Annotated in this window: 25 protein-coding genes and 1 tRNA gene; 3 read left to right on the forward strand and 23 right to left on the reverse strand. The window is 65.5% G+C overall.

Translation table 11 applies throughout. From position 1 onward, the window contains the following. Position 1: 1 nt before the first annotated feature. From WDO72_11515 to WDO72_11535, 5 genes are all read right to left on the reverse strand, one after another. Positions 2 to 1,084, reverse strand: a complete 1,083-nt coding sequence (locus WDO72_11515) for a sensor histidine kinase (protein ID MEJ0086306.1) — start codon at positions 1,082 to 1,084, stop codon at positions 2 to 4. Further along, on the reverse strand, positions 1,081 to 1,968 hold the full coding sequence (locus WDO72_11520; protein MEJ0086307.1) for an NAD(P)-dependent oxidoreductase: 888 nt from the start codon (positions 1,966 to 1,968) through the stop codon (positions 1,081 to 1,083). Before WDO72_11520 ends, WDO72_11515 begins: the two co-directional genes overlap by 4 nt. Positions 1,969 to 2,096: 128 nt before the next feature. After that, complete coding sequence (locus tag WDO72_11525; GenBank protein ID MEJ0086308.1) at positions 2,097 to 2,570, reverse strand: DUF4124 domain-containing protein; 474 nt, start codon at positions 2,568 to 2,570, stop codon at positions 2,097 to 2,099. A 242-nt stretch (positions 2,571 to 2,812) separates the two neighbouring features. Then, positions 2,813 to 4,087, reverse strand: a complete 1,275-nt coding sequence (locus tag WDO72_11530) for an ammonium transporter (protein MEJ0086309.1) — start codon at positions 4,085 to 4,087, stop codon at positions 2,813 to 2,815. A 115-nt stretch (positions 4,088 to 4,202) separates the two neighbouring features. Further along, positions 4,203 to 4,541 carry a P-II family nitrogen regulator gene (locus WDO72_11535; GenBank protein ID MEJ0086310.1) on the reverse strand — a complete coding sequence of 113 codons (339 nt, stop codon included), beginning with the start codon at positions 4,539 to 4,541 and terminating at the stop codon, positions 4,203 to 4,205. Positions 4,542 to 4,823: 282 nt separating this feature from the next. On the opposite strand from WDO72_11535, the gene WDO72_11540 reads away from it, so the two are divergent. Both WDO72_11540 and WDO72_11545 read left to right on the forward strand, forming a co-directional pair. Then, the gene (locus tag WDO72_11540) at positions 4,824 to 5,054 is read left to right on the forward strand and encodes an accessory factor UbiK family protein (GenBank protein ID MEJ0086311.1); all 231 of its coding nucleotides are present in this window, start codon (positions 4,824 to 4,826) and stop codon (positions 5,052 to 5,054) included. Positions 5,055 to 5,152: 98 nt separating this feature from the next. Beyond that, on the forward strand, positions 5,153 to 6,712 hold the full coding sequence (locus WDO72_11545) for a YifB family Mg chelatase-like AAA ATPase (protein ID MEJ0086312.1): 1,560 nt from the start codon (positions 5,153 to 5,155) through the stop codon (positions 6,710 to 6,712). Between the two features lie 7 nt (positions 6,713 to 6,719). Here WDO72_11545 and WDO72_11550 read toward each other — a convergent pair whose 3' ends face one another. The 5 genes from WDO72_11550 to WDO72_11570 all read right to left on the reverse strand — a co-directional run bounded on the left by WDO72_11550 (position 6,720) and on the right by WDO72_11570 (position 9,820). Next, positions 6,720 to 7,232: a cytochrome c5 family protein gene (locus WDO72_11550; GenBank protein MEJ0086313.1), complete on the reverse strand. Its 513-nt coding sequence runs from the start codon at positions 7,230 to 7,232 to the stop codon at positions 6,720 to 6,722. 39 nt (positions 7,233 to 7,271) lie between these two features. Next, positions 7,272 to 7,348, reverse strand: a tRNA-Arg gene (locus tag WDO72_11555). 21 nt (positions 7,349 to 7,369) lie between these two features. Next, positions 7,370 to 8,344 carry a magnesium transporter CorA family protein gene (locus WDO72_11560; protein MEJ0086314.1) on the reverse strand — a complete coding sequence of 325 codons (975 nt, stop codon included), beginning with the start codon at positions 8,342 to 8,344 and terminating at the stop codon, positions 7,370 to 7,372. Between the two features lie 48 nt (positions 8,345 to 8,392). Next, the gene (locus WDO72_11565; GenBank protein ID MEJ0086315.1) at positions 8,393 to 9,127 is read right to left on the reverse strand and encodes a thiol:disulfide interchange protein DsbA/DsbL; all 735 of its coding nucleotides are present in this window, start codon (positions 9,125 to 9,127) and stop codon (positions 8,393 to 8,395) included. A 24-nt stretch (positions 9,128 to 9,151) separates the two neighbouring features. Further along, positions 9,152 to 9,820 carry a c-type cytochrome gene (locus WDO72_11570; GenBank protein ID MEJ0086316.1) on the reverse strand — a complete coding sequence of 223 codons (669 nt, stop codon included), beginning with the start codon at positions 9,818 to 9,820 and terminating at the stop codon, positions 9,152 to 9,154. A 67-nt stretch (positions 9,821 to 9,887) separates the two neighbouring features. Between WDO72_11570 and yihA the strand changes: the two genes are divergently transcribed. Next, positions 9,888 to 10,490, forward strand: a complete 603-nt coding sequence (yihA, locus tag WDO72_11575) for a ribosome biogenesis GTP-binding protein YihA/YsxC (protein ID MEJ0086317.1) — start codon at positions 9,888 to 9,890, stop codon at positions 10,488 to 10,490. Positions 10,491 to 10,695: 205 nt separating this feature from the next. Here the strand turns inward: yihA and WDO72_11580 are convergent, their stop codons facing one another. The 13 genes from WDO72_11580 to WDO72_11640 all read right to left on the reverse strand — a co-directional run bounded on the left by WDO72_11580 (position 10,696) and on the right by WDO72_11640 (position 23,598). Next, positions 10,696 to 11,262: a porin family protein gene (locus WDO72_11580; GenBank protein ID MEJ0086318.1), complete on the reverse strand. Its 567-nt coding sequence runs from the start codon at positions 11,260 to 11,262 to the stop codon at positions 10,696 to 10,698. 146 nt (positions 11,263 to 11,408) lie between these two features. Next, complete coding sequence (gene polA / locus WDO72_11585; GenBank protein ID MEJ0086319.1) at positions 11,409 to 14,195, reverse strand: DNA polymerase I; 2,787 nt, start codon at positions 14,193 to 14,195, stop codon at positions 11,409 to 11,411. 5 nt (positions 14,196 to 14,200) lie between these two features. Then, positions 14,201 to 14,485, reverse strand: a complete 285-nt coding sequence (locus WDO72_11590; protein ID MEJ0086320.1) for a lipoprotein — start codon at positions 14,483 to 14,485, stop codon at positions 14,201 to 14,203. A gap of 17 nt (positions 14,486 to 14,502) precedes the next feature. Beyond that, positions 14,503 to 14,958 (reverse strand): hotdog fold thioesterase, encoded by a 456-nt coding sequence (locus tag WDO72_11595; protein ID MEJ0086321.1) that lies wholly within the window; start codon positions 14,956 to 14,958, stop codon positions 14,503 to 14,505. Between the two features lie 45 nt (positions 14,959 to 15,003). Beyond that, on the reverse strand, positions 15,004 to 16,188 hold the full coding sequence (argH, locus tag WDO72_11600; protein MEJ0086322.1) for an argininosuccinate lyase: 1,185 nt from the start codon (positions 16,186 to 16,188) through the stop codon (positions 15,004 to 15,006). Between the two features lie 5 nt (positions 16,189 to 16,193). Continuing rightward, positions 16,194 to 17,129: an acetylglutamate kinase gene (gene argB / locus WDO72_11605; protein MEJ0086323.1), complete on the reverse strand. Its 936-nt coding sequence runs from the start codon at positions 17,127 to 17,129 to the stop codon at positions 16,194 to 16,196. Positions 17,130 to 17,153: 24 nt separating this feature from the next. Then, positions 17,154 to 18,161 carry an N-acetylornithine carbamoyltransferase gene (locus WDO72_11610; GenBank protein ID MEJ0086324.1) on the reverse strand — a complete coding sequence of 336 codons (1,008 nt, stop codon included), beginning with the start codon at positions 18,159 to 18,161 and terminating at the stop codon, positions 17,154 to 17,156. A gap of 3 nt (positions 18,162 to 18,164) precedes the next feature. Beyond that, a complete protein-coding gene (locus WDO72_11615) occupies positions 18,165 to 19,328 on the reverse strand; it encodes an aminotransferase class III-fold pyridoxal phosphate-dependent enzyme (GenBank protein MEJ0086325.1) in 1,164 nt (387 codons plus the stop codon). 4 nt (positions 19,329 to 19,332) lie between these two features. Continuing rightward, positions 19,333 to 20,397: an N-acetyl-gamma-glutamyl-phosphate reductase gene (argC, locus tag WDO72_11620; GenBank protein MEJ0086326.1), complete on the reverse strand. Its 1,065-nt coding sequence runs from the start codon at positions 20,395 to 20,397 to the stop codon at positions 19,333 to 19,335. A 7-nt stretch (positions 20,398 to 20,404) separates the two neighbouring features. Next, positions 20,405 to 21,490 carry a hypothetical protein gene (locus WDO72_11625; GenBank protein ID MEJ0086327.1) on the reverse strand — a complete coding sequence of 362 codons (1,086 nt, stop codon included), beginning with the start codon at positions 21,488 to 21,490 and terminating at the stop codon, positions 20,405 to 20,407. After that, positions 21,490 to 22,704, reverse strand: coding sequence for an argininosuccinate synthase (gene argG / locus WDO72_11630; protein MEJ0086328.1), 1,215 nt, complete (start codon positions 22,702 to 22,704; stop codon positions 21,490 to 21,492). Before argG ends, WDO72_11625 begins: the two co-directional genes overlap by 1 nt. 6 nt (positions 22,705 to 22,710) lie before the next feature. Next, on the reverse strand, positions 22,711 to 23,169 hold the full coding sequence (locus WDO72_11635) for a hypothetical protein (GenBank protein MEJ0086329.1): 459 nt from the start codon (positions 23,167 to 23,169) through the stop codon (positions 22,711 to 22,713). 123 nt (positions 23,170 to 23,292) lie between these two features. Further along, on the reverse strand, positions 23,293 to 23,598 hold the full coding sequence (locus WDO72_11640) for a YciI-like protein (protein ID MEJ0086330.1): 306 nt from the start codon (positions 23,596 to 23,598) through the stop codon (positions 23,293 to 23,295). Positions 23,599 to 23,670 lie beyond the last annotated feature (72 nt).

Here is a 23,670-nt window from a genome sequence, read left to right on the forward strand (position 1 = left end):
TTCATGCGGTACGCGCGCCCTCGCCGGCGGCGAACGGAAAACGCAGCGTCACGATGTATTCGTCGTCGAAACGCCCGGCCTTGACCGTCGCGCGTTCGCCGTACATGAGGTCGAGGCGTTCCTTGATGTTGGCGAGCGCGAGCCGGTTGCCGTCGCGCACCGTCAGGTTTGCGAGCGGCAATGGATTGCGGACGACAATGGTGATCATGCCCTTGTTGAACTCCCCGGTGACCGTGACCGTGCCACCTTCCGGCCGCGGCTCGACGCCGTGGTAGATGGCGTTTTCGAGCAGCGGCTGCAGCGTGAGCCCCGGCACCAGCGCGTCGTTCGGCAATACGTCGATCTTCCATTCGACCACCAGCCGGTTGCCGAGGCGCAGCTGTTCCATGCGCTGGTAGGTGCGCGCCACGTCGATCTCTTCCGCCAGCGAGATCTGGTTGCGCTTCTCGTTGAGGTTGGCCCGGAAGAGGTCGGCGAGATCCTGCACGGCCTCTTCGGCGCGCGCCGGGTTGCTGCGCGTCAACGCGGCGATGGTGTTCATGCTGTTGAAGAGGAAGTGCGGGCGTATCCGGGCTTGCAGCGCGTGCACGCGCGCCTGGGCCTGCAGCTCGACGTTGTGCCGCCATTCGTAAGTCACGTAGAAGTAGCGCAGCGCCAGAGCGGTGACGATCAGCGCGATGCATACGTTGCGGACCAGGAACGGCCACTGGTCGTCGGGAATCAGCCCGCTATCCGCGAACCAGCCGGCGCGACTGCCGAGAAAATAGGCCACCGCGGAGATCATCGCGACCAGCGACGCGGTCATCGCGAGCACGATCGCCGACCCCTTCGCGAGCGTCTGGCGGGTGAGATAACCGCGCAGCAGGCACAACAGCGCGGCGCCGAACAGGCCGACCCACAACAGGAACATCGAAGTGCGGCCGAGATCCGGCCAGAAGCCCGAGGTCGATTCGGTACGCGCCAGCGACAGGATCAGCGCGGTCAGTTCGCAGATGATGACCACCGCGAGAACCGCGTGCGCCTTGCAGAAGTCGGGTAGATAGAGCTGGCGGGCTCCCTCGACTTCGCGCAGCGGCCCGCTCATGCGTCGCGACGCGACGCGTCGTCGAACAACGCCTGCTTGAGCCGGTGAGTCGCCGAGATGTCCTCGTCGCCGTAACCCTGCGCGATCAGCTCGGCGTATTCGGCCAGCATGGAGTCGACCACCGGCAGCGAGACGCCGAAGCGCGCCGCCATGTCGCGGCAGATGCCGAGATCCTTGGCGTGCAGCCGGATGCGAAAGCCGGCCGGGTAACTGCCGCGCACCATGTTCGGTGCGCGGTGCACGAAGTACCAGCTCGAGCCGGCGCCGGCGCCGAGCGTCGTCACGACGCGTTCGAGCGGCAGCTGATGCGCGCCGGCGAAGGCCATCGCCTCGGCGCAGGCGCGGATGATGCCCGCGCACATGATCTGGTTCGTGGCCTTGGTCGCCTGGCCCGAGCCCGCCGGACCGAAGTGTTCGATGGTCTTGCCCATGGCGGCGAGGATGGGGCGGCTCGCTTCATACGTGGCGGGTTCGCCGCCGCACATGATGGCCAACGCGGCGTTCCTGGCGCCTTCCGTGCCGCCGCTGACCGGCGCGTCGAGAAAGCGTACGCCGCGTTCGGCGAGAAATTTTTCCGCCCAGCGCGCGGTGCCCGCGCTCACCGTGGAGCAGTCGATGACCAGCGCTCCACGGGCAAGCCCGGGGGCCATCGCTTCCACGACGGTCCGCACATCGGCATCCGCGGAAACGCAGATCACCACCGCGTCGAGCAGGGTGGCGAACTTGTCGAGGGCTGGGGGTGCCGCGCAACCGAGCTCCGCGGAAAGCGCCTGCGCCTTGTCGCTGCTGCGATTCCAGACGGCGGCCAGCAGCCCCGCCTTGTGAAGATTTTTCGCCATGGGAGCACCCATGGCACCGAGACCTGCAAATCCGACACGTGTCATAGGCAGGGATTATCAGGCGCGAGCGCCACAAAGGAAAACGCCGCTATTTCAGGCGCGAGCGCCACAAAGGAAAACGCCGCCCCTTTCAGGAGAAAGGGGCGGCGTCCGTGGAGATCTATAAAGGGTAGTTATCCCTGGGGGCCGCAGATGGTCTCGACCTGCTTGGCCAAGTCGACGCGCTGCTGCGATAACTCGGCATCGTTCAGATAGGTGCGCTTGCCGTCTTTGCCTTCGTTGTACATGCGACGCGACTGGATCGCGCTTTGGTAGTCCGCGCGCGCCTGCTTGCAACGCGCGGCACGCGTGGCTTCGAGATCTTTGGCGACCGTGGCGGCGACGCGCTGATCGCTCTGCGCGCCGGCGATACGTTGATTGCTGTCGGCGAGCGTGCGATTGGTCGCGGACTGCTGCGATGCATAGGCGCGCTCGGCGGCTTCGGGCGGACGCTGCGCACCGGTGGCGACACGCACGGCGCCCGGAATGGGTTTGTCGGTGTAGAGCGTATTGCCGCGCTCATCCACGTATTTGTAGACGTCGCCCGCCTGCGCTGCCGCGCCGAGCAGAACGCCCGCAATGACGACCAGATATTTCGAGTGACGCATGCGCTTCCTCCGGTTGCCGGATTATGCAGGTAGAGGCGTATGAGAACCCTTGATCTCCATCACAGACAAGGGGCATTCGGGCCGCGAACGCGTTCAAAAGCCGCCTCTTTCGGCGTTTTGCCTTACGGCGGCCTCTTTCGGCGCCTTATCCGGCGAAGAGGGCTCCGCAAAGAAGAAGGCCCCGGCAACCTTGCGGGTTGCCGGGGCCTGACGATCAATCTCGTCCTACGAGTCGACGCGGATCAGGCGTCGTAGGCGCGTTCGCCGTGCTCGTTGGTATCGAGGCCTTCACGCTCGACTTCCTCGCTCGGCCGCAGACCGATCGTGAACTTGAGCAGCAGGAAGATCGCGGCGGACACGATGCCCGACCAGAGCAGCGTGATGCCGACGCCCGTGGCCTGGATACCGAGCTGCGCACCGATGCTCTCGAACGTGCCGACACCACCCAGCGACGCATGGCCGAGGACCGCGCACGAGAGGGCGCCGATGATGCCGCCGATGCAGTGAACGCCAAAGACATCCAGCGAATCGTCATAGCCGAGCTTCTTCTTGAGCCAAGAGCAGGCCCAGAGGCAGACCAGGCCGACGACGAGACCCAACACGATCGCGCCGCCCGGGCCGACCACACCGCAAGACGGGGTGATCGCAACCAGACCCGCGATGGCACCGGAGGCTGCGCCGAGCATGGTCGGCTTGCCGCGGAAGATCCATTCGCCGAGGCTCCACGCGCAGGCAGCGGCTGCCGTGCAGACGTAGGTGTTCAGGAATACCAGGCCGGCGAAGTTGTTGGCTTCGAGACCCGAACCCACGTTGAAGCCGAACCAGCCGGTCCACAGCAGCGCGGCGCCGACCATCACGTAGGGTACGTTGTGCGGCGGCATGGCCACCGTGCCGTAACCCGTGCGTTTGCCGACGATGAGCGCACCCATGAGGCCTGCGATGCCGGCGTTGATGTGCACCACCGTGCCGCCCGCGTAGTCGAGGGCGCCGAGCTTGAACAGGTAGCCCTCGGAGTACCAGACCATGCGCGCGATCGGCAGATAGGAGAAGGTGAACCAGAGCACCGCCCAGATCAGCACCGCGCTGAACTTGGTGCGTTCGGCGAAGCCGCCGATCGCGAGGGCGGTGGTGATCGCGGCGAAGGTCGCCTGGAAGACCACGAACACGAACTCCGGAATCACGACGCCCTTCGTAAAGGTCGCCGCGTTGGAATCGGCCGTGAGCCCGTGCATGAGGAAGCGGCTCGCGTCGCCTATCCACTCGCCCGGTCCGTTGAACGCGAGGCTGTAGCCATAGACGATCCAGAGCACCGTGCACAGCGAGAAGATGATGAACACCTGCATGGAGATCGACAGCATGTTCTTGGCGCGCACCATGCCGCCGTAGAACAACGCCAGTCCTGGCACCGCCATCATGATGACGAGCAAGGTGGCGACGATCATCCATGCGGTGTCGCCCTTGTTCGGAACCGGCGCCGCTTCCGCCGCGTCCTGCGCAGCCGCCAGCATCGGCGTCATTGCCGCCAGTGTGGCAAACCCCACCTTCGACAGCGTTGCGCCGAGACCGCGCATCAGGCTGCTACCCTTCGTTATCTTCTTATCTTGATGCATGTAAAAGCTCCTCAACGACATCTCAGGCTGCCGCCGCGCCGGATTCACGGGTACGTATCCGCACCGCTTCACCGACTGGCGCCAGGAAAATCTTGCCGTCGCCGGTTTTTCCCGTGCGACATACGTTGCTGATGGCTTCTACGACGGCCTCCGCTGAAGCCTCGTCGAGCACGATCTCGACGCGCAGCTTTGGCACGAACTCCACCTGATATTCAGAGCCCTTGTAGTGCTCCGAATGCCCCCGCTGTCTGCCGTAACCGGTGACCTCGGTTACGGTGATCCCCTGCACGCCCAGTCGCGCAACGGCCATCTGAAGGTCGTCGAGCTTCCACGGGCGGATGATTGCAGTGATCATTTTCATCGCTTTGGCATTGTTATCCGATGGAGCGTGTCCGTCGGACACGCGTATGCTCCCAATCAGCTACTTGTTCATTTGCCTGTGTTCGAAGTGCAGGTTCCATGCCAGCCCCTTCGCATGCGAGGAGGGCGCCGCTGCGGCGCGAAAGCGGGCGCCTTCTCGCGGCCGCGCCCAAAGTTGGGGCGATGGAATCGAGTGCGCAACAAAACGGGGCAGACGCATGACAACTTGTTAGGAGAGCCATCGGTGGAGATTCCCAGGGTCGAAGAACTGCTGCGCAGCCTGATGCAAGGGCTGCCTCCCGGGCTCGTATCCGGTGCCAGCGGATTGCGCGAGGATCTCGAAAGCAACTTTCGCGCGGTGCTGCGTGCCAACCTGGGCAAGCTGGATCTCGCTGGCCGGGACGAATTCGACGCGCAGCGCAAGGTGCTCGAACGCACGCGCGCGCGGCTCGAGGCGCTCGAAAAGCGGGTGGCCGAACTGGAAGCGAAATCGCCGGACAACACCGGCGGCTGACTTTCCGCATTACACGACGGCGGCACGGATGCCGGCGTCCAGTCCAGGTTGGCCCACGCCAGCTGTGACTCAAGCCAGCTCTGACTCAAGGAGGAGTCATGGGATTCGCACGCGTGGCCAGCCGCGCGCAACTTGGGCTTTCAGCTCCGCGAGTCATGGTCGAGGTGCACCTGGGCGGTGGCTTGCCGACCTCGAACATCGTCGGGCTCCCGGCGACGGCGGTGAAGGAAAGCAGGGATCGCGTGCGCGCGGCGATTGCGACTTCCGGTTTCGAATTTCCGGCCGGTCGCATCACCGTCAATCTCTCGCCGGCCGATCTGCCGAAGGAGGGGTGCCGATACGACCTGCCGATCGCGCTCGGCATCCTGCTCGCCTCCGGGCAGATCGAGTTCGCGCCCGACCTGCTCGACAACTGTGAGTTCTACGGCGAGCTCGGGCTTGCCGGTGAGCTCAAGCTCATCAAAGGCGTGATCCTGGCCGCGGCGCATGCCGCGCGCGAGGCGCGCACCGTGGTCGTGCCGGCGGTCAATCTCGCCGAGGCCCGCCTCGCGGCGCCCGCAAGCGCGCATGGCGCAGCCAGCCTGGCAGAGGTGTGCGAGAAACTCGGCCGTCGTGCCTCTCTCGACACCTTGCCGTGCGCCGCGATCTCCCATGCGGACGCAGCGGGAGCTTCGATCGGCGAACGAACTCTCGACCTCGCCGACGTGCGCGGGCAAGCGCAGCCCAAGCGTGCGCTGCTGATCGCGGCGGCGGGTGCGCATTCGCTGCTGCTCGTGGGTCCGCCGGGTACCGGCAAGACCATGCTGGCGCAGCGGCTGGCCGGGTTGCTGCCGCGCCTCGATGCCGGCGCGGCGCTCGAGGTCGCGTCCATCGCGTCGGTGAGCGGCCGCGGATTTGCGCCGCGCGACTACGGCCGGCGCCCGTTCCGCGCGCCGCATCACAGCGCCTCGGCCAGCGCCATCATCGGCGGCGGACCGCACGCGCGCCCCGGAGAAGCGAGCCTCGCGCACCACGGCGTGTTGTTCCTCGACGAGCTGCCGGAATTCAATCGCGCGGTGCTCGAATCCCTGCGCGAGCCGCTCGAGTCGGGCGTCGTCGCCATCGCGCGCGCGAAGCTGCAGGTGGAGTATCCGGCGCGCTTCCAGTTGATAGCCGCAATGAACCCCTGTCCCTGCGGCCACCTGGGGGATGTTTCCGGCCGCTGCCGCTGTGCGCCGCCGGAAATAGCGCGCTACCGGTCGCGCATCTCCGGGCCGCTGCTCGACCGCATCGACCTGCGCGTCGAAGTTCCGGCGTTGCCGAGCGAGGAGTTGTTAGGCGAAGGCGCGGCGCCCGATCACGCCGGCGGCACCGCCGGGTGCGCGCGGCGCGTGCGCGCCGCGCGCGAGCTGCAGCAGGCTCGTGGTGGCAAGCTCAACTCGGATTTGAACGGCGTGGAAATCCAGCAGGCCTGCGGGCTCGATCGTTATTGCCGCCGGCTGCTCGCGCAGGCGCGCATGAAGCTGAACCTGTCGGCGCGCGGTATCCATCGTGTGCTGCGCGTGGCACGCACCATTGCCGATCTGCAAGAGGCAGAAATGCAAACGGGGCCGCGGAATGGATCCATCGGCCCCGTGCATCTCGCCGAAGCCCTGCAGCTGCGGCGGGCGATCGAGTAGTTCGGCGTTACTTGTTCAGGTCGATGATGTGGTCGACGGCCTGCTTGACCAGATCGTCCGGCCAGTCGGTGCGGCCACCCTTGGCGGGCATCACGCCGGTCTTGCCGTTGAAGCCATGCAACGCGTGGTTGTACAGCGTCTCTTTGCCCTGGGCGATGCGCGGACCCCAGGCGGCCTTGTCGCCAACCTTCGGGGCGCCGGCGATGCCTGCGCCATGGCAGGCGACGCAGGCAGTCTCGTACGCGGCGGTGCCGTTCTCCGGCAATGCGGCGGCGGCGACCGGCGGGCCCGCACTTTCGATCTTCAATGCCGAATTGTCCTGCCCGGCTACGGCCACGTGGGCCACCGGCTGCAGGCGCTCTTCCGTGCTCTCTATGAAGCGCGGATCGGTCGTGACCTGCTTGCCCTGGTGTTCGGCACCGACATGACGGGCAAAGGCGAACAGCCCCAGGGTCACGGCAAACAAGATGCCGAGGACGAGACTGAAATTGTTGAAGAAGTGCGAGTCTTGTTTGCTCATGGGCGCGAAGTATATCTGTCAGTTAATCGATCAGTAATCTGGCGCGCCCGACTGGATTCGAACCAGTGACCCCTGCCTTCGGAGGGCAGTACTCTATCCAGCTGAGCTACGGGCGCGGGGGTGCGGATTCTAGCCGTTCACAGCCAGCCTTTCCGCTTGAAGAACACAAAAGGGCCGATGGCGGACACCACCATCACGCCCATGGCCGCCCAGAAGCCCCATTCCTCGTGCAGCCAGGGCATCTTCGAGAAATTCATGCCGAAAATCGCCCCGATGACCGACGGCGGCAGCAGGAATACCGTGACCACCGAGAAGATCTTGAGGATGTTGTTCTGGTCGATGTTGATGAGGCCCAGGGTGGCGTCGAGGATGAACGACACCTTGGTCCCGAGGAACGAGGCGTGATCGCTCATGGCCATCACGTCGCGGGTCAGCGTGCGAAACCGGGCCCGCACTTCCGCCGACATCGGCACCGAGGTGCTCTGCTGCACGAAGGTCAGGAGGCGTCCGAGGCTCACCAGGCTCTCGCGGGCCTTGGAAATGAGTTCGCCGTTCTGGCCAAGGCGCTCGAGAGTCTTGCGAAAATCGCGGAAGGCGCCGCGCTTCTTGCGTGAAGCAGTGAAGACTTCGACCGAAGCGGAATCCAGATCGGTGGCCACCCTTTCGATGACGTCCGCAACCCGATTGATGACGGACTCCAGCAGGCCGGCCAGCACCGCCGGCGGCGAATTGCAGGAATTCGGGTGGCGTTCGGCATATGCGATGAAGCGCCGGAACGGCAACGGATCCACATAGCGGTTGGTGACCAGCTTGGCCGCCGAGAGGATGAACGTGATCTGCGTGCTCTCGGGCAGATCGCTGTCGAGTTTGGTGACGACGGTGGCCGTCATGTAGAGCGCGCCGTCTTCTTCGTAGAGGCGGTTCGAAGCTTCGATCTCGCGCATCTCGTCGCGCGTCGGGACATCGATGCTGAGAAAGCTTTCGACCTGCTTCTCTTCGCTCGGGGTGGGCTCGAGCAGATCGAGCCAGATGGATTCGCCCGGAATCGCGGCGCCGGAGCGCAGCTCGAAGCGCGCGAGTCCCTGGGGTTGTGCGACGAAGGCGCTCAGCATGATGGCTGCTGTCTGCGAAGCGCCCGGGAAAGTGCCAGCGGCGAGCCGCTAGCGACCCTTCTCGCTGGCCGCCAGGTCGTTGATCAACGAAAGCAACTGGGGTGCACCACCGGCCTGACCGACGCCCGTGACATATTTGCCGTTCACCACGATGGTTGGCACGCCGGAAACGAAGTACTGCTGGGTCAGTGCCTCCGCGCGCTGCACGTTGGTCGCGACCGGCATCGAATCGTATGCGGCGTTGAAAGCTTTCTCCGTGATGCCGTAATCCTTCAGGAATTCGAGCTGCAGCGCGCGCGCATCCTCGTCACGCTGCGCGGACAGCGTCTTCCCGCCGCGATGAATGGCGTCGAAGATCTTGGCGTGCAGGTCGGGGCGGCCGAGCGCCTGGATCGTGTAGAAGAGCTTCGCGTGTTGACGATGCGGCGGGCCCCAGATGACCGGGATGCGCACGAATTCGACGTACTCGGGCTTGCCCGCCTTCCAGCTCTCGAGCGCCGGATCGAGCGCATAACAATGGCCGCAGCCATACCAGAAGACTTCGGCGACCTCGACCTTGCCGGCGCCGACGTTCGGCGGCTGCGGTTCTTCCAGCAGCGTGTAGTTAGTTCCGAGGCGCCAGTCGCCGATGGCCCGGGGGTTGACAGCCGGTGCGGGCGCTGGCCCGGCGGTGGCGGCTGCGGCGGGCGCCGGGGCGGCGACCCGGGCGCAGGCCTGCAGCGAAAACGAGCTGGCGATGGCGGCGGCCGCGAGCGCGCTGGCGAGAATGTACGCTCGAGTCATCGTCGAAACTCCGGGCGATGGTAGTTAGCGCAGCCCCTGCAGATACGACGCCACATTGCGGATGTCTTCCGGCGTCAGCCGCGCCGCGATGGTCGTCATCATCACGCTGTTGCGCGTCTGATAAACCTTCGCCGGATCGGTGGCGTCACGGTAGCGATTCTGTGTCAGGTAGTCCTGAAGCTGCTTCACGGTGTAGACCGAATGCTGCGCCCGAAGTGCCGGATACCCCGAGCCCGAATTGCCCTGGCCGGCGGGTCCATGGCAGGCGGTGCAGGCCGGGATGTTGCGCTTGAGGTCGCCCGAACGGTACAGCGCCTCGCCCGCTTTCCAGTAGGAAGGATCGGCTTCGAGACCGGTCGGTGTCTGCGCCGAATAGAACGCGGCAAGATCCGCGACGTCCTGGTCGGTGAGTGAATCGACGATCGGCTGCATGATCGGGTTGTTGCGCTTCTTCGTCCTGAACGCCGCGAGCTGTTCGCGAATATAGGCGGCGTTCTGGCCAGCGAGCACCGGCCATTCCGGGTTCGTGCTGTTGCCGTTGACGCCGTGGCAGGCGGTGCAAACCGCAGCTTTCGTGGATCCGGCGTCGGCCGAGCCCTTGAGGACGTCGTCGGCGGAGGCAACGCCGCCGAAACTCAACGTGGCGCAAATGAACGCCGCGGCTACGCCAAAGGAAAATCTGCTCTCAATCATGGTCTTGCGGGCTCCCTGAAAGGCGCCGAATTGTACACTAGCGTGTGTCGCATCAGCCTAGCCTCCCATGAGCCAGTTTCCGAATGTCCGCTTCCTGCTGTCCGCGGCGAGTGAAGAACAGTTTCCGCAGGACGTGGGTGCCGAGGTCGCGTTCGCGGGACGCTCCAATTCCGGCAAATCGAGCGCGATCAACGCGATCATGGTTCGCAATGGATTGGCCCGCGCGAGCAAGACCCCGGGCCGGACGCGGTTGCTGAACTTCTTCGAGGTCGATGAGGGGCGACGCATTCTCGATTTGCCCGGTTATGGATATGCCGAGGCGAGTCCCGTCGAGAAGAAGCAGTGGATCGGGCTCATTGCGCGCTTGCCGGCACGGCAATCCATCCGCGGTCTGTTCCTGATCGTGGATATCCGGCGCGGCCTGAAGGAAGGGGACGAGCAGTTGCTGGACTGGGCACACGCCTCGGGCTGGAACGTGCACGTCCTTTTGACCAAGGCCGACAAGATCAATCAGCGCGAGCGGGCAGCCACGCTCAAGGACACCCAGGACCGGATTGCGGAAGGAATGACTGCCCAGGTCTTTTCGGCGACGGACAAGATCGGCATTCAGGCGGCGCAGAAGCGGCTGGATCAGATGCTCCGGCTTCCGGCTCCGAACGGGACCCCATAAAAAGAAAGCCCCGGTGGTAAACCACCGGGGCCAGACTAACCCGGCACAGGTCTCGTGTTCCGGGCTACACGCTCAGGGAGGGAAGCGTGGAGCGTTTTTACGCGCTCGGGTAATGAGACATCGGACCCTCCGGAAAGGTTCCAATCTTTTTAAAAAAGTACTGCCGGAAAATCATGTGGTTACGACGCGACCTGTCGCGTCGGCGCTACAGAAAGGTGTAGGTGACGCTGAGCGAAAGCGTCTTGATGTCGTTGTTCACTTCGTTGTCGAGCGCTTCGGTTTTGAACAACTCGTATTCGAGCCGCGCTCCGATGCTGCCGAAGTGCAGTCCCAGGCCCGCTCCGAACATCGGCTCGACGCCGTCATCGGAAACGGTGCCCACGTCGGTCTGGCGGTAGTCCGAATCCCATTTCACGACGCCGACTTTTCCGAACAGATCGACGATGCCGAACTCCGCGATGAACAGCGCCGAGGCGCTGAGCGCCTTCGAGTCGATCGATACGCCGGTGCCATCCTCGAACTCCGCCTTTCCCAGGTCGAGATAGTTGGCTTCGACCGCCAGCCAGTCGAGCGGGCGAAAACCTGCGATCACCTTGAATGAGCTGTCATCGAGGGTCTCATCGCCATCGATGCCGTCGACGCTGAGCTTGAAATCGGTGCGGGTGACTCCGGCGCCGAGATAGAAGCCGTTGTCGGCGGCGTCGGCATGGGGGGCGAGTGCAACTGCGGAAAACGTGCCGAGCACGGCGAGCGCGGCGAACTTCATGTTCATGAGACCTCTCCTCGTTTGGGAAGCAGGATTAGAGAGCAGGAACACTTAACGGTTCCTGAACTGCGGACGGCATTGTGACGGGGAGCGCGGGCTCCCACACAAACCGTCGCCAGTCGCCGACACAAACAAGGAATGTTAGGGCCGAACTAGTGGGCCTCGTCCCAGTTCGCGCCCGTGCCGATGTCGACGCGCAGCGGCACCCGCAGGTTCGCCGCCGCCGCCATGTGCTGCCGCACGGCGGCCGAGACCTCGGCCACCTTGCCGCTCTCGACCTCCAGCACCAGTTCGTCGTGCACCTGCATGATGAGGCGCGCGCCGCTTGACGGCGTGCACCACGCGTCCACGGCGATCATCGCGCGCTTGATGATGTCGGCGGCGGTGCCCTGCATGGGCGCGTTGATCGCCGCGCGTTCGGCCGCCTGCTGGAACTGCTTGTTGCGCGCATTGATGTCCGGCAGGTACAGGCGCCGGCCGAACACCGTCTCGACGTAACCCTGCGACTTGGCCTGCGCCCGTGTCTCTTCCATGTACCGTTTCACGCCCGGGTAACGCGCGAAGTACAGGTCGATGTATTCCTGCGCGGCGCCGCGCGCAATGCCGAGCTGCTTGGCGAGACCGAACGCGCTCATGCCGTAGATGAGCCCGAAATTGATGGCCTTCGCCGAGCGGCGCTGGTCGGCGCTGACCTCGGCCAGCGGTGTGCCGAAAACCTCGGCCGCGGTCGCCTGGTGGATGTCACGGTCGCTGGCGAACGCGCCTAACAACCCGGCGTCACCCGACAGGTGCGCCATGATGCGCAGTTCGATCTGCGAGTAGTCGGCAGCCAGCAGGACCTGCCCTTGCGGTGCGACGAAGGCCTGGCGGATGCGCCGTCCTTCGGGTGTGCGGATCGGGATGTTCTGCAGGTTGGGGTCCTGCGAGGAGAGCCGGCCCGTCGCGGCCACCGCCTGGTGGTAACTGGTGTGCACGCGCCCCGTCTTCGCGTTGATCTGCTCGGGTAGTTTGTCCGTGTAGGTGGACTTGAGCTTGGAGAGATTGCGGTGCTCGAGGATGAGCTTCGGCAGCGCGTACGTCTCGGCGAGCTCTTCGAGCACGTCCTCGGCGGTCGACGGCTGCCCGGTCGGGGTCTTGCGCACCACCGGCAGCTGCATCTTCTCGAACAGGATGGCGCCGAGCTGTTTCGGCGAATCGAGGTTGAACGGCGCGCCTGCTTCCTTGTGCGCTTCGGCCAGCAGCTCCATGAGCCGCTTGGCGAGCTGGTTGCCTTGCGTGCGCAACATCTGCCGGTCGATCAATACGCCGCGGTCTTCCATGCGCAGCAGCACCGGCACCAGCGGCTGCTCGCATTCCTCGTACAAGGTCTTGAGCGCGGGGACGGTCGAGATCTGCGGCCACAACACCTCATGCAGGCGCAGCGTGACGTCGGAATCCTCGGAGGAATACTCCGCCGCCTTGTCGACCGGCACCTGGCTGAAGGGAATCTGTTTCGCGCCTTTGCCCGCGACATCCTCGTAATGGATCGTGCGCAGGCCTAGATAACGTTCCGCAACCGAGTCCATGTCGTGGCGCGTGGCGGTGCTGTTCCAGATGTACGACTCGAGCATCGAGTCGAAGCGCATGCCGCGCAGGCTGATGCCGTGATTGGCCAGCACGTGGGCGTCGTACTTGAGGTGATGGCCCACCTTCGCGTGCGTTTCCGACTCCAGCAGCGGCTTGAGCTTCGCCAGGCTTGCATCGCGATCGAGCTGGTCGGGCGCGCCGGCGTAGTCGTGCCGCAGCGGCAGGTAGGCCGCGATACCCGGCGCCACCGCGAACGACACGCCGACGATTTCCGCGTGCATGTATTCGAGGCTGGTGGTCTCGGTGTCGAACGCGAACAATTCCGCCGCGCTGAGTTTGGCGATCCAGCTCTCAAGCTGCGCCTCGGTGGTGATGGTTTCGTAGTTGCGCGGCGCCGCGGCGATGATCTGGGCGCTGTCGCTTAATCCCTGGCTGATTCCAGCCGCCGCGGGTGCGCCGACGACGACGGCGTGGCCGGTGGCGGCTGCGGCGGGCGTGCCGCCGGAGTCGGCCGGTGCGGCCGCGCCGTCGAGTTGCTTGAGCAACGAACGCAGCTCGAGCCTGCCGTACAAGCCGCGCAACGCCTCGGTGTCGGGCGGCTGCCGCTTGAGCTGATCGAGCGACACGGGCAGCGCGACGTCGGTGCGGATGGTCGCAAGTTTGCGCGCCAGCTCGAGCGTGGCCAGACCCGCGCGCAGGTTTTCGCCCACCTTGCCCTCGACGCTGGCCGCGTCCGCGATCAACGCATCGAGTGTCGAATACTTGCCCAACCACTTGGCGGCGGTTTTCGGTCCGACCTTGTCGATGCCGGGGATGTTGTCCGAGCTGTCGCCCACCAGCGCGAGGTAATCGATGATCTGCTCGGGGAACACGTCGAATTTAGCCTTGACACCCTCGCGATCGAGCACCGTGTTGCTCATGGTGTTGATCAGCGTGATGTGCGGCGAGACCAGCTGCGCCATGTCCTTGTCGCCGGTGGAGATGAGCACGCTCAGGTTCGCCTTCGCCGCCGCGCACGCCAGCGTGCCGATCACGTCGTCTGCCTCGACACCACTTTCGCGCAGGATGGGCAGACCCATGCCACGGACCGCCTCGAACAAGGGCTCGATCTGGGATCTCAAGTCGTCCGGCATCGGCGGGCGGTGCGCCTTGTACTCGGCGAACAGTTCGTCGCGGAAGGTCTTGCCGGGTGCGTCGAACACCACGGCGATGCGATCGGGGTCGTAGTCCTTGAGGAACTTCGACAACATGTTCAGCACGCCGAACACCGCGCCGGTCGGTTCGCCGCGCGAATTCGAGAAAGGCGGCAACGCGTGGAACGCGCGATACAGATACGAAGAGCCGTCGACGAGGACGAGATCGGGCCGTTTCATGGAGTTCAACGCGGCGGCGCGATCGCGCCCGTTCCGTTCTTGTCCGGGTCTTTGTTCTTCTTGGCCTCGTCTTCGACGGACTGCGGCGGCGTGACTTCAGGCGCGGGGGCAGCGCCGTCCTGCGGCGAATCGACCGTCTGGGGCGAGTTCGGCGCGCTCGCGGCCTCGGGCGGCGTCTGTGTGGGCCGCGTCACGATCCCGCTGGATTGTTCGGGTAGATAGAGCGGGCCCTTGAGACCGCAACCGGCCAGTGTGCCCGCGAGCAGCGCGCAAGCGGCGCGGATTGCCATCGTTTTGCAGGCTCGCATCACTTCCACGAATTCGGATCCTCGGACCTGGGCCGCCATTCAACCACCGCCACGGTCAGACGCGAGATACACACCAGTCGTTCCTTCGGGTCGCGGATTTCGATGCTCCACACCTGGCTGCGTGCGCCGATGTGAAACGGCCGCGCGGTGCCGGTGACGATGCCGTCCGACACGGGCCGCAGGTGATTGGCGTTGATTTCCTGGCCGAGGCAACGGAATTTTGCGCGATCGACGACGAAATTGGCCGCGACGCTGCCGAGGGTTTCCGCCAGCACCAGCGACGCGCCGCCGTGCAGGTAACCCATCGGCTGCCGGGTACGCGGTTCCACCGGCATGGTGCCGCGCAGGAAGTCCGCGCCGAACTCCGTCATCTCGATGCCGAGGTGGGGTGCGAGCAGGCCCACCTGGCTCGCTTTCGCGTCCTCGATGCTCGGATGGGCGAACCAGATTGCCATCTTGACCTCTCGCGCTGCTAACTAGAAGGCGCGCGTATCCGCGCGTTACTTGCGGTATTTCTCGCCGATGCGGCGATATGCCTCGCGGAACGGGATGCCTTCGCGTACCACCAGCGCATTCGCTTCTTCGGCGGCGTGGATCGCGGGGTCGAGTTTGATCCGCTCGGGCCGGAAACGCACGCCGTCGATGGCTACGGCCATGATGGCGGCCGTGGCGAGCGCCAGGTCGATGCCGCGAAACAGCGGCGGCTTGATCAACTGCAGGTCGCGCTGATAACCGGACGGCAGCTTCGCGAAAATACCGAGCACTTCCGCGAGGCAGCTCTGCGCCACCGCGGAACGGCCGCGCACCAGCTCGAATACGTCGGGGTTACGCTTCTGCGGCATGATCGACGAGCCGGTGGTGAACGAATCCGGCAGCGTCACGAACGCGAATTCCTGCGTGTAGAACAGCAGCAGGTCGGCGGCCAGCCGTCCCAGGTCCTGCATGAGCAAGGCGCATTCGAACAGGATCTGCGCCTCGGCCTTGCCGCGTGCGAGCTGCACCGCGGTCACGGGCGCGTGTACTTCCGCGAAGCCGAGCCTGGCACGCGTCGCTTCGCGATCGAGCGGCAGGCCCGGCGTGCCGTAGCCCGCCGCCGAACCCAGCGGACTCTTCGACGCGCGGCGCGCGGTGGCCGCGAGCCCCGCCGCATCGTCGCGCAACTCGGCAGCAAAGCCTGCCGCCCACAAAGCCACGCTGCTCGGCATGGCCTGTTGCATGTGTGTGTAGCCGGGCAGGGGAGTTCCGCCCTCGCGTTGCGCCAGGGCGTCGAGGGCCGTGGCAACGGCGCTGGCGGCCGCGGCCAAGTCCTTGCCGGCATCAAGTAGATAGAGGCGCAGCGCGGTCAGTACCTGGTCGTTGCGCGACCGTCCGAGGTGCACGCGGCCGCCCGCCGTGCCGATGCGCGCCGTCAGGCGTTTCTCGAGCGCGGTCTGGCCGTCCTCGTCCGCCAGCTCGATTTTCCATTCGCCGCGCGCATGTTCTTCCGCCAGCGCACTGAGCCCCGCGCGAATCGCGGCGAGATCGGCGTCGCCGAGCAGCTTCGCCGCATGCAGCATCTCGGCATGGGCGATCGAAGCGCGCGCGTCGTACTCGACGAGCCGCTCGTCCAGCGCGAAATCGTCTCCGGCCGTGTACGCCAGCACGCGTTGATCGAGTTCGACGCCCTTGTCCCAGAGCCGGCTCATGGCCGTTACTTGCCCACCAGCTGTTCGGCCGGCGACAACGCGTTGACATCGGCCACGATCAACGTGCCCGCGCCTTCGTTGGTGAACACTTCCGCGAGGATGCCTTCCGGCGATTTGTACGACATCACGTGCACGCGGCGCACGCCGCCGCGCAGCGCCTCTTCGATCGCCTTCGCCTTCGGCAACATGCCATCGACGATGCGTTTCTCTTCGCGCAGGCGCTTGAGGCCGTTGAGGTCCGTGTACGAAATGATGGAGCTCGGGTCGTCGACGCGTTCGAGGATGCCCGGCGCGCCGGTGCACAACATCAGCTTCTCGGCGGACAACGCCGCGCCCAGCGCCGCGGCGACCGTGTCCGCGTTGATGTTGAGCAGCACGCCGTTTTCGTCCGCGGAGAGCGGGCTCACGACCGGCATCAGGCCGTTGTCGAGCAACTTCATGATCACGTTCGTGTCGACGGCATCGATGTCGCCGACGAAACCGTAGTCGACCGTCTCGCCGCTGTCGGCCAGCTTGACCGGCGGGCGTTTGTGAGCACGGATCAGGCCGGCATCCACGCCGCTGATGCCCACCGCGTCGATGTTCATTTCGCGGCACAGCGACAGCAGCTTCGTATTGATGAGGCCGTTGAGCACCATCGAGGTGGCGTCGATCGATTTCTGGTCCGTGACCCGGCGGCCCTGCACCATGCGCGTGGGCACGCCGAGCTGCTCGGTGATCTCGGTGAGCTGCGGCCCGCCACCGTGCACGAACACGACGCGTACGCCGAAGTAGTGCAGGATGGCAATCTGTTCGATGAGGCCGCGCACCGCGGCCGCGTCGGCGAACACGCCGCCGCCCGCCTTCACGACGAAGGTCTTGCCCTTGTACATGCGGATGTAGGGAGCCGCGCTGCGCAGGCTGCGGATGGCGGCGGCGGGGTCGGGGCGATGCATGATCATGCTGAGATTCCGTTCGGCAGGTTGTTAGTGTTGCGGCGTGGCGAGCAGGCGGTGAAGCACCGCGGTCTGCACCACCATCCGGTTGTAGGCCTCGCGCTGCACGACGCTGCGGCGGCCATCGAGCACCTCGTCGGCGACGGCGACATTACGCCGCACCGGCAGGCAGTGCATGAGTTTGCAGTCGACCGCGGCGCGCGAGAACCAGGTGTCGCGCACGCACCAGTCGGCCAGCGATGAACGCAGGCGCGCATCGGCTTCGGCGTCGCCGTAGCTTTTCGTCGCGCCCCACTCCTTGGCATAGACCACGTGCGCGCCGTTCAGCGCGTCGTCGCGGTCGGCGGTCTCGCGCAGCGTGCCGCCGGCGGCGGCCGCGGCGGCGGCGGCCTTCTGCATGATCGGCGCGGGCAGCGCGAAACCTTCGGGCCGCAGGACCACGACTTCCATGCCGCGCATCGCGGCCATGTGCACGGTGGCGGCGGGCACCGCCAGCGGCAACGCGCGCGGATGGTTCACCCACGACAACACGAACTTGGCGCGCTTCGGCACCGCGAGATCGTCGAGCGTCTTCCAGTCAGCCAGCGCCTGGCAGGGATGATTAACCGCCGACTCCATGTTGATGACCGGCTTGTTGGCCAGGCCGACCATCTCTTTAAAGGACGTCTCGGCCAGATCGGCCGCGAGATCCGTGCCGCCGGCGAAGGCACGAATGCCCAGAGCGTCACAATAGTGGGCCAATACGGGCACTCCTTCGCGCACATGCTCCGCTGGCGCGCCATTCATCACGGCGCCGCGGCGCGTCTCGAGCTGCCACGTGCCCTGGCCCGCGGAGATCACGAAGGAGTTGCCGCCGAGCCGCGCCATCGCCGCCTGGAAGGACGCCAGCGTGCGCAAGCTCGGGTTGAAGAACAGCAGGCCGAGAATCTTGCCAGCCAGCGCGTGTGGTTCCGGCTTGGCGGCGAGACGGTCGGCGAGCGTGAGCAGCTCGACGACCTGCTCGCGCTGCATATCCGCCAGATCGAGAAAATGGTTCATGGGTTAGAGATCGATCAGCGCGGCGCGCAGCAGGTCGATGTGTTCCTCTTTGAGAATGAAGGCCGGCAGCAGACGCAGGATCGAAGGATCGCCCGCCGTGCCCGCCAGGATGTCGCGCGCGAGCAGCGCCTGCTGGATGTCTTTCGCGGGTTTGTTCATGCGCAGTCCGTGCAGGAAACCCAGGCCCTGGAAATCCATCACCGGGCCGACCCTGCAGGTCTTGCGCAGGTAGGCACTGACGCGCGTGACGTTCTCGAGCAGGCCTTCCTGCTCGATCGCATCGAGAGTCGCCTCCGCGACGGCGCAGGCCATGGGGCCGCCGCCGAACGTGGTGCCGAGATTCTCGAGCTTGAGCGAGGCCGTGATCGGCGGCGTCAGCAGCAACGCCGACACCGGGAAGCCGTTGCCCAGCGCCTTGGCGGTGGTGATCATGTCCGGCATCACGCCGTAGTAGTTAGCGGCGAACGGCGTGCCCGAACGGCCCACTCCGCATTGCACTTCGTCGAATATGAGCAGCGCGCCGGTCTCGTCGCAGCGTTTGCGCAGCGCGGCGAGGAATTCCTGGCCCATGTCGAATGCGCCGCCCACGCCCTGCACGGGTTCAACGATGACGGCGGCGGTGTTCTCGGTGACGTGGTTCGCAATGTCCGCCACATCGCGGCGCTTGATCCAGCTCACGTCGAACGGCGCGCGCGGCAGGAAGAACCACTTCTGCGGCGCGTTCCACGTGGTGGACGCGCAGGCCGCGGTGCGGCCGTGGAAGCTCTGTTCCACCGCTGCCACGTGTGTGCGGCCGGGGCGCGTCTTGAACGCCAGCTTGAAGGCGTTTTCGTTGGCCTCGGCGCCGGAGTTGATCCAGAACACGCTGTCGAACGGCAGCTTCGAGAATTTCAGCAGGCGCTGCGCGGCGCGCGCGCGGATTTCCATCGGCACGGCGTTGGTCTGGAAGTTCATCTGCGCGGCCTGCTGGCTCAGCGCTTTCGTCCAGCCCTTGTGGCCGTAACCCAGCGATGCCACGGCGTGGCCGCCGTACAGATCGAGCACCTTGCGGCCATCGCGCGTGTGCAGCCACACGCCGTCGGCGCCGACCACTTCGATCGGGTACTGCGCGTAAACCGGCGCGAGACCGTCGGCCGGCGAGGTTGTCTGTTTGATCTCTGCGTTCACGGCTTCAGGTCCAGCCGGGCGCGGGCGCCGTGAGACCGGCGGTCTCCGGCAGGTCGAACAGCCGGTTCATCCACTGCACGGCGCCGCCGGCAGCGCCCTTGTTGAGGTTGTCGACCACGCTCATCACCGCGACGGTGCGGCCGTTGGCCGCGGCGGAAAGATGCGCGAAGTTGCTGGCGACGATGTCCTTCACGCGCGGTGGCGTATCCAGCACGCGCACGAACGGGCAGCCGGCATAGAAGTCGCGCAGCAGGCCGATCACGGCGGCGGCATCGCGCGGCGATTTGAGCCGCGCCTGCACGGTGGCGTGGATGCCGCGCGCGAACGGACCCGAATGCGGCACGAACGAGTAGTCAGCCTCGATGCCCGTGGCCGCTTTTGCGAGCGCCACGATTTCCGGCGTGTGGCGGTGGCCGAGCGCGCCGTACGAATACAGATCGCTGTGACGCGTCGGGTGATGCGTGCCTTCGACCGGCTTGCGCCCGGAGCCCGTGCTGCCGGTGACGCCACTGACAAACAACGTGGGCTCGACCCAGCCGGACTTCAGCAGCGGCACGCTGGCCAGCAGGATGGAAGTAGAGAAGCAGCCGGGGTGACCGACGTGCGGCGTCTTCACGGCCGCGAGGTGTTCCGGCACGGCGCAGGTGAATTGCGCCAGGCGCTGCGGAGCGCCGTGCGGATGTTTGTAGACAGCCTCGTAGGCGGCCGCGGTGGTGAAGCGGAAATCCGCCGAGATGTCGACGACGCGGGGTTTCGTGCCCGCGGCTTCGGCGGCTTTCAGCAGCGAATCGATCAGTGCCGCGGCGGTGCCATGCGGTGCCGCGCAGAAGACCGCGGACTTGGGCTCGTGAGCGATCAGCGCCGTGATGTCCGCCAACGATTTAAATGCGGTATCGCCGAGACTGCCGGCCAGATGCGGAAACGATTTGCCCGCCAGTTCGCCGGGCTGGCTGTCCGACAACACGCCGGCAAGCGCGAAATCCGGATGTCCGAGGATCAGCCGCAGCAGTTCGCCCGAAACGTAGCCGGTGCCACCGAGCACGATGGCCGGGATGCGCATGGTAGTCATGGCCGAGCTACTCGTTGGCGACGCGATCGAGCGGCCGCGCTTGCGTGAGCCCGACCGATTCGATGATGGAGTCGCCCAGCGCCGCGCCGGCCGCCAACGCATTGAACGCGGGCACCTTCAATTGATCGCGGATGATGGCCACACCCACGTCGTTGTCAGTCGCCGGCCCGGTGACGGCGATCGGTTCGATGCTGAAGCGCTTGCGCAGGATGTCGACGCCGCCGTAGGCCGCCACCGGGTCGTTGGCCGAGAGCACCACGCCGGTCAGCGCCTTGCGGATGTCCTCGCATTCAAGGATGGAATCGACTCCGTACGTGCCCAACAACCCGTCGCCGAGTTCGAACACGATGACGTCGGGTTTCTTCTCGGCGAGCTCCGTCAACATGGTGCGCGTCAAGGCCGGGCCCACCTTGCGAGTGGTCGAGACGATGCCGAAATCCGTGAAGATGAGCGTGTTGCGCGCGCCGGCGTCTTCGAACGCCATGATGTCGCGGCGCAGGGAAACGCCCGTCGCCTTGAATGCGTCGACCGTGAGGCCGCGATGGCGCATGCGCGAGATGATGGCGGCAGCCGCGGCGGTCTTGCCGGCCTCCATGCAGGTGCCGGCCAGCGCCACCACCGGCACGTTGTCGATGACGAGCTTCGCGTCCGGATCGAACTTGCGGTATCCGACGCGCGCCGGAATGCCGATGCGCTCGCCGAGATACGGAAAATGCAGCACGCCACCGATCACGCGGCAGTCGAAGGGTTTGCCCTTGTCCGGGTTCACCGAGTCGACGAGACCCAGCACGCCACCGATGTTGAGCATCTGGATGACGTCGCCGGGTTTGACGCTTTCGGGCACGTGGCCCGAATAACCGAACAGCGCCTTGCGATGCCCCAGGGCGCCGACCACGATATCGCCTTTGCCGACCTTCGCCATGCGTCCGCTGGTGAGCTCGAGCGTGTTGTAGGTCGACTTGTTGGTCAGGATCTCCACGACCACGACCACGCCTTCCTCGGCGGGAATGTTGTCGGTGGCGACGCGCACCTCGTTACCGAGGCCGCAGGCCTGCGTCACCGAAGCGATCTTGTCCACGACTACCGTACGCATCACTTTCCTCCCGCACGTGCATGGAACATGCCCGTGAGCGAAACAATCTTGGAAAAGCCCAGGGCATCCTGCGGCGACCACTCGCCATGCGACTCGCCATACACGCCCTTGGACACGGCCATGAGCGAATGCGGCGACTCGACGCCTTCGATGAACAAACTACCGGCGCGGAACAACACGTGCACCTTGCCGGTGACACGTTCCTGCGACGACAGGAACAACGCCTCGATGTCGCGGCACACGGGGTCGAGCAACTGGCCTTCGTGCACCCAGTCGCCGTAGGGACCGGCGAGCGATTCCTTGATGCGCTGCTGGCGCGGCGTGAGCACGAGCTTCTCGAGTTCGCGATGCGCCGTGAGCAACGTTTCCGCGGCCGGCGCTTCGAACGCCACGCGGCCCTTGGTGCCGATGATGGTGTCGCCGAGATGGATGCCGCGGCCGATGCCGTAGGGCGCACCCAGCGTTTCCAGCGCTTCGACCACTTCGACGGCGGACATCGTCTTGCCGTCGATGCCGGTCGGACGGCCCTTTTCGAAATGAATCGTATGTTTCGCGGGCGGGCGCGGATTCGTGAACGCATCCTTCGACAACACCCAGGCCGAATCGGGAATGCTGCCTTCGGAGGTCAGCGTTTCCTTGCCGCCGATGGTGGCGCCCCACAGGCCGCGATTGATGGAATACGCGGCGCCGTACGGCGGCAACGGCAGGTTGCGCGCCGTCAGGTAGTCCAGCTCTTCCTGGCGTTTGAAGGCTTTGTCGCGCACCGGTGCGATCACCTCGAGCTCCGGCGCGAGCGTGCGCATCGCCACTTCGAAGCGCACCTGGTCGTTGCCGGCCGCGGTGCAGCCGTGCGCGATGGAATTCGTGCCGAGCTTGCGCGCCATGAGCGCGATCTGCTGCGCCTGCATGACGCGCTCCGCGCCCACACACAGCGGATAGAGCTGGCCGCGGCGCACGTTGCCCATGACGAGAAAACGCAGCACCTGCTCGAAGTAGTCCGCGCGCGCGTCGATCTGGTGGTGCGCGATGGCGCCGTAGGCCTTCGAACGCTCCGCCAGCGTTTTTGCACCAGCCGCGTCGATGCCACCCGTGTCGACGGTGACCGTGATGATCGGACGGCCATAGTTCTCCGTCAGCCACGGCACCAGGAACGAGGTGTCGAGGCCGCCGGAATAGGCCAGCACGATGGGCGATGAATTCTTCTCAGCAGGCATTTTTATTCAGACTCCAAAGGCGCTGCGCAACTGCGCCAACACCGCGCCCTGGGCGCGCGCGTCGGCGGTTGCGATGAAAATCGTGTCGTCTCCGGACACCGTGCCGGCCACTTCGTTCCAGCCGGCCTTGTCGATGGCGGCGGCCACGCTGCCGGCGGAGCCGATCGTGGTCTTGACGACGGTGATCGACGGGCCGGCGGTGCGCACTTCGCGCACGAACGATGCCACCGCGGAAAACTTGTCCTGAGTGCGGGAAGACAGCTCCGCGGTGTCGGGCAGGACGTAGCCATCGCTGGCTTTCATGACACCGAGTTCGCGCAGGTCGCGGCTGATGGACGACTGCGTGACCGCATGACCTTCGCGCTTCAACAGGCGCACGAGTTCCTGCTGGCGGCGCACCGGGGAGCTGCGCAGCAGGCGGACGATGGCGGTACGACGCGCCTCGCGGTGATGGTCGGTCAGCATGGAAATGAATCCACCCGTGAATAAAGAGCGCGCATGGTGCATAAAAATGCAGGAGGCGTCAATGCCCGATTGCGGCATTCTGGACACCGGCCACTCTTCTATATGTGCGGCGTTGCGGTGGAATTACGCATCGGGCCGGATCGGGTTCGTGGCGGCATCACCCACTACCGTCATCCAGCTGCGGATCGACCACTTCGTGACCAACCCGCCCTGGACGTACGGATCCTCGGCCACGAACTTCTCGACGACTTCCTTCGACGGCACTGAGAACAGCAATACGCCCATGTCCACCGGGTCCGTCAGGGCGCCGCCGAGCACCAGTTCTCCGCGCTGCTGCGCCGACCAGGCGAGCTTGATGTGCGCGCCGCGAAACTGCGCGCGGCGCTCGAGGATGTCGGGAACGTAGGTATAGAAGAGCAGGAAGTGCATGGCGGTCTCGGGGCAGGGGTGGCGCCTGCATGATATTTCAGTGCGCTGCCGCGCGCAGCGCGAATTCTTCAG

The organism is Pseudomonadota bacterium (assembly GCA_037200975.1).
Lineage (GTDB): Bacteria > Pseudomonadota > Gammaproteobacteria > Steroidobacterales > Steroidobacteraceae > CADEED01.

Coding starts and splice junctions, on each gene's coding strand:
- WDO72_11515 (MEJ0086306.1), bottom strand. CDS start 1,084: ATGAGCGGGCCGCTGCGCGAAGTCGAGGGAGCCCGCCAGCTCTATCTA.
- WDO72_11520 (MEJ0086307.1), bottom strand. CDS start 1,968: ATGACACGTGTCGGATTTGCAGGTCTCGGTGCCATGGGTGCTCCCATG.
- WDO72_11525 (MEJ0086308.1), bottom strand. CDS start 2,570: ATGCGTCACTCGAAATATCTGGTCGTCATTGCGGGCGTTCTGCTCGGC.
- WDO72_11530 (MEJ0086309.1), bottom strand. CDS start 4,087: ATGACGCCGATGCTGGCGGCTGCGCAGGACGCGGCGGAAGCGGCGCCG.
- WDO72_11535 (MEJ0086310.1), bottom strand. CDS start 4,541: ATGAAAATGATCACTGCAATCATCCGCCCGTGGAAGCTCGACGACCTT.
- WDO72_11540 (MEJ0086311.1), top strand. CDS start 4,824: ATGCAAGGGCTGCCTCCCGGGCTCGTATCCGGTGCCAGCGGATTGCGC.
- WDO72_11545 (MEJ0086312.1), top strand. CDS start 5,153: ATGGGATTCGCACGCGTGGCCAGCCGCGCGCAACTTGGGCTTTCAGCT.
- WDO72_11550 (MEJ0086313.1), bottom strand. CDS start 7,232: ATGAGCAAACAAGACTCGCACTTCTTCAACAATTTCAGTCTCGTCCTC.
- WDO72_11560 (MEJ0086314.1), bottom strand. CDS start 8,344: ATGCTGAGCGCCTTCGTCGCACAACCCCAGGGACTCGCGCGCTTCGAG.
- WDO72_11565 (MEJ0086315.1), bottom strand. CDS start 9,127: ATGACTCGAGCGTACATTCTCGCCAGCGCGCTCGCGGCCGCCGCCATC.
- WDO72_11570 (MEJ0086316.1), bottom strand. CDS start 9,820: ATGATTGAGAGCAGATTTTCCTTTGGCGTAGCCGCGGCGTTCATTTGC.
- yihA (MEJ0086317.1), top strand. CDS start 9,888: ATGAGCCAGTTTCCGAATGTCCGCTTCCTGCTGTCCGCGGCGAGTGAA.
- WDO72_11580 (MEJ0086318.1), bottom strand. CDS start 11,262: ATGAACATGAAGTTCGCCGCGCTCGCCGTGCTCGGCACGTTTTCCGCA.
- polA (MEJ0086319.1), bottom strand. CDS start 14,195: ATGAAACGGCCCGATCTCGTCCTCGTCGACGGCTCTTCGTATCTGTAT.
- WDO72_11590 (MEJ0086320.1), bottom strand. CDS start 14,485: ATGGCAATCCGCGCCGCTTGCGCGCTGCTCGCGGGCACACTGGCCGGT.
- WDO72_11595 (MEJ0086321.1), bottom strand. CDS start 14,958: ATGGCAATCTGGTTCGCCCATCCGAGCATCGAGGACGCGAAAGCGAGC.
- argH (MEJ0086322.1), bottom strand. CDS start 16,188: ATGAGCCGGCTCTGGGACAAGGGCGTCGAACTCGATCAACGCGTGCTG.
- argB (MEJ0086323.1), bottom strand. CDS start 17,129: ATGATCATGCATCGCCCCGACCCCGCCGCCGCCATCCGCAGCCTGCGC.
- WDO72_11610 (MEJ0086324.1), bottom strand. CDS start 18,161: ATGAACCATTTTCTCGATCTGGCGGATATGCAGCGCGAGCAGGTCGTC.
- argC (MEJ0086326.1), bottom strand. CDS start 20,397: ATGACTACCATGCGCATCCCGGCCATCGTGCTCGGTGGCACCGGCTAC.
- WDO72_11625 (MEJ0086327.1), bottom strand. CDS start 21,490: ATGCGTACGGTAGTCGTGGACAAGATCGCTTCGGTGACGCAGGCCTGC.
- argG (MEJ0086328.1), bottom strand. CDS start 22,704: ATGCCTGCTGAGAAGAATTCATCGCCCATCGTGCTGGCCTATTCCGGC.
- WDO72_11635 (MEJ0086329.1), bottom strand. CDS start 23,169: ATGCTGACCGACCATCACCGCGAGGCGCGTCGTACCGCCATCGTCCGC.
- WDO72_11640 (MEJ0086330.1), bottom strand. CDS start 23,598: ATGCACTTCCTGCTCTTCTATACCTACGTTCCCGACATCCTCGAGCGC.